Origin of the sequence: Mumia sp. (genome assembly GCF_028803055.1) — a bacterium.
Classification (GTDB): Bacteria; Actinomycetota; Actinomycetes; order Propionibacteriales; family Nocardioidaceae; genus Mumia.
Genome location: NZ_JARBCJ010000304.1, coordinates 1 through 2,294 on the forward strand (window position 1 = coordinate 1; position 2,294 = coordinate 2,294).

Genomic DNA, 2,294 nt, shown 5'->3' on the forward strand with positions numbered 1-2,294 from the left:
CCGAGGGCGCCGAGCAGATGCTCGACCGCCTCGACGGGCTCGTCCTCACCGGCGGCAAGGACCTCGACCCCGCGTCGTACGGACAGCGGCCGCACCCGCTCACCGACGAGCCCCGGCACGACCGCGACGCGTGGGAGCGCGCGCTGCTCGACGGCGCGCTCGCCCGCGACCTTCCCGTCCTCGGCATCTGCCGAGGCGCGCAGGTGCTCAACGTGGCCCTCGGGGGCACGCTGCACCAGCACCTCCCCGACGTCGTCGGGCACCCGCGCCACCAGCTCGGCGACGCGACCTTCTCGACGACCTCCGCGACGGTCGTGGCAGGCACGAGGCTGGCGACCATCGTCGGCGACGCCGTCGACGGCCAGTGCTACCACCATCAGGGCCTCGACCGGCTCGGTGACGGTCTCGTCGCCGCCGCCCGGGCCGACGACGGCACGGTGGAAGCCGTCGAGATGCCGGCGGCGACGTTCGTGGTCGCCGTCCAGTGGCACCCCGAGGAGACGCTCGACGACCTTCGGCTGTTCGCGGCGCTGGTCGGCGCGGCCGCCGACCGGAGCGGCGTGCGCACATGACCACCACCGAGGTCCACAACCCCGCCGACGGCTCGGTCCTCGCCACGGTCGAGCTGGTGGACGCCGAGGCGGTCGATGCTGCCGTCGCTCGCGCCCGCTCGGCGCAGCGGACGTGGTCGCGCCTCGCACCCGCCGCGCGGGCCGACGGGCTCCGTGCGTTCGCCACCGTCGTACGCGCCCACGTCACCGAGCTGGCCGCCCTCGAGGTCGCCAACAGCGGCCACCCCGTCGGACAGGCGCGCTGGGAGGCGGGGCACGTCGCCGACGTCCTCACCTACTATGCCGCCGCGCCCGAGCGGCTCTTCGGGCGTCAGATCCCGGTCGCCGGCGGCATCGACCTGACCTTCGCCGACCCGATCGGTGTCGTCGCCGTGATCACCCCGTGGAACTTCCCGATGACGATCGCGTCGTGGGGGTTCGCACCGGCGCTCGCGGCCGGCAACGCGGTGCTCGTCAAGCCGGCGGAGTGGACACCACTCACGACGATCCGGCTCGGTGAGCTCGCGACCGAGTCGGGGCTCCCCGACGGGCTCCTGCAGGTGCTGCCCGGCTCGGGCGCGGTCGTCGGCGAGCGCCTCGTGACCCACCCCGGCGTCGGCAAGGTGGTCTTCACCGGCTCCACCGTGACGGGTGCCCGCGTGATGGCCGCCGCCGCGCCGACCGTGACCGCCGTGACGTTGGAGCTCGGCGGCAAGAGCGCCAACATCGTCTTCGCCGACGCCGATCTCGAACGCGCCGCGGCCACCGCCCCGTACGGCGTGTTCGACAACGCCGGCCAGGACTGCTGCGCCCGGAGCCGGATCCTCGTCGAGGAGTCGGCGTACGACCGGTTCATGGAGCTGCTCGAGCCCGCGGTCGCCGCGGTCCGCGTCGGTGATCCTGCCGACGAGGAGACCGAGATGGGTCCGCTGGTGTCGCGGCCGCACTGGGAGAAGGTCGCCTCGTACGTCCCCGACGACGCGCCGGTCGCCTTCCGCGGCTCGGCGCCGGACGGGCCGGGCAACTGGTTCGCCCCGACGGTGCTCACACCTGAGTCGCGCACCGACCCCACCGTCGTCGAGGAGATCTTCGGTCCGGTCGTCACCGTGCAACGGTTCCGCGACGAGGCCGACGCGATCACGCTCGCGAACGCCACCGCGTACGGCCTGTCGGGGTCCCTCTGGACCCGCGACCTCTCGCGCGGCGTACGGGTCGCCCGGGCGGTCGAGGCCGGCAACCTCTCGGTCAACTCGCACGCCTCGGTCCGCTACACCACCCCGTTCGGCGGCTTCAAGCAGTCGGGGATCGGGCGCGAGCTGGGTCCGGACGCCCCGTTCGCGTTCACGGAGACCAAGAACGTCTTCATCGCCGTCGCCGACGGCCCAGCACCGGAGGAGTCCGCATGAGCCCGCTCGACCTGACACAGAGACTCGCCGGCAGGGTCGCGGTCGTCACCGGCGGCGCGAGCGGGATCGGTCTCGCCGCCGCCGGCCGGCTGGCCGCCGAGGGTGCTCGCGTCGTCGTGGGTGACGTGGACCACACCGCGGGCAAGGAGGCGGCCGAGTCGGTCGGGGGCCTCTTCGTCCCCGTCGACGTCGCCGACGAGGCACAGGTGGACGCGCTCTTCGACGCGGCGGCCGACGCGTACGGCGCGGTCGACGTCGCGTTCAACAACGCCGGCATCTCGCCGCCGGAGGACGACCTGATCGAGGTCACCGACCTCGACGCGTGGAAGCGCGTCCA

At 73.8% G+C, this 2,294-nt stretch carries 3 protein-coding genes; all 3 read left to right on the top strand.

What is annotated here, in order from left to right:
- Positions 1–572 (top strand): gamma-glutamyl-gamma-aminobutyrate hydrolase family protein (locus PV363_RS17380; protein ID WP_301023029.1); only part of this gene is annotated, 572 nt, incomplete at its 5' end.
- Positions 569–1,957 carry an aldehyde dehydrogenase family protein gene (locus tag PV363_RS17385; protein ID WP_301023030.1) on the top strand — a complete coding sequence of 463 codons (1,389 nt, stop codon included), beginning with the start codon at positions 569–571 and terminating at the stop codon, positions 1,955–1,957. The genes PV363_RS17380 and PV363_RS17385, both read left to right, overlap by 4 nt.
- Positions 1,958–1,968: 11 nt before the next feature.
- Positions 1,969–2,294, top strand: a 326-nt coding sequence (locus PV363_RS17390) for an SDR family NAD(P)-dependent oxidoreductase (RefSeq protein ID WP_366525513.1), incomplete at its 3' end; no start/stop codon positions are given.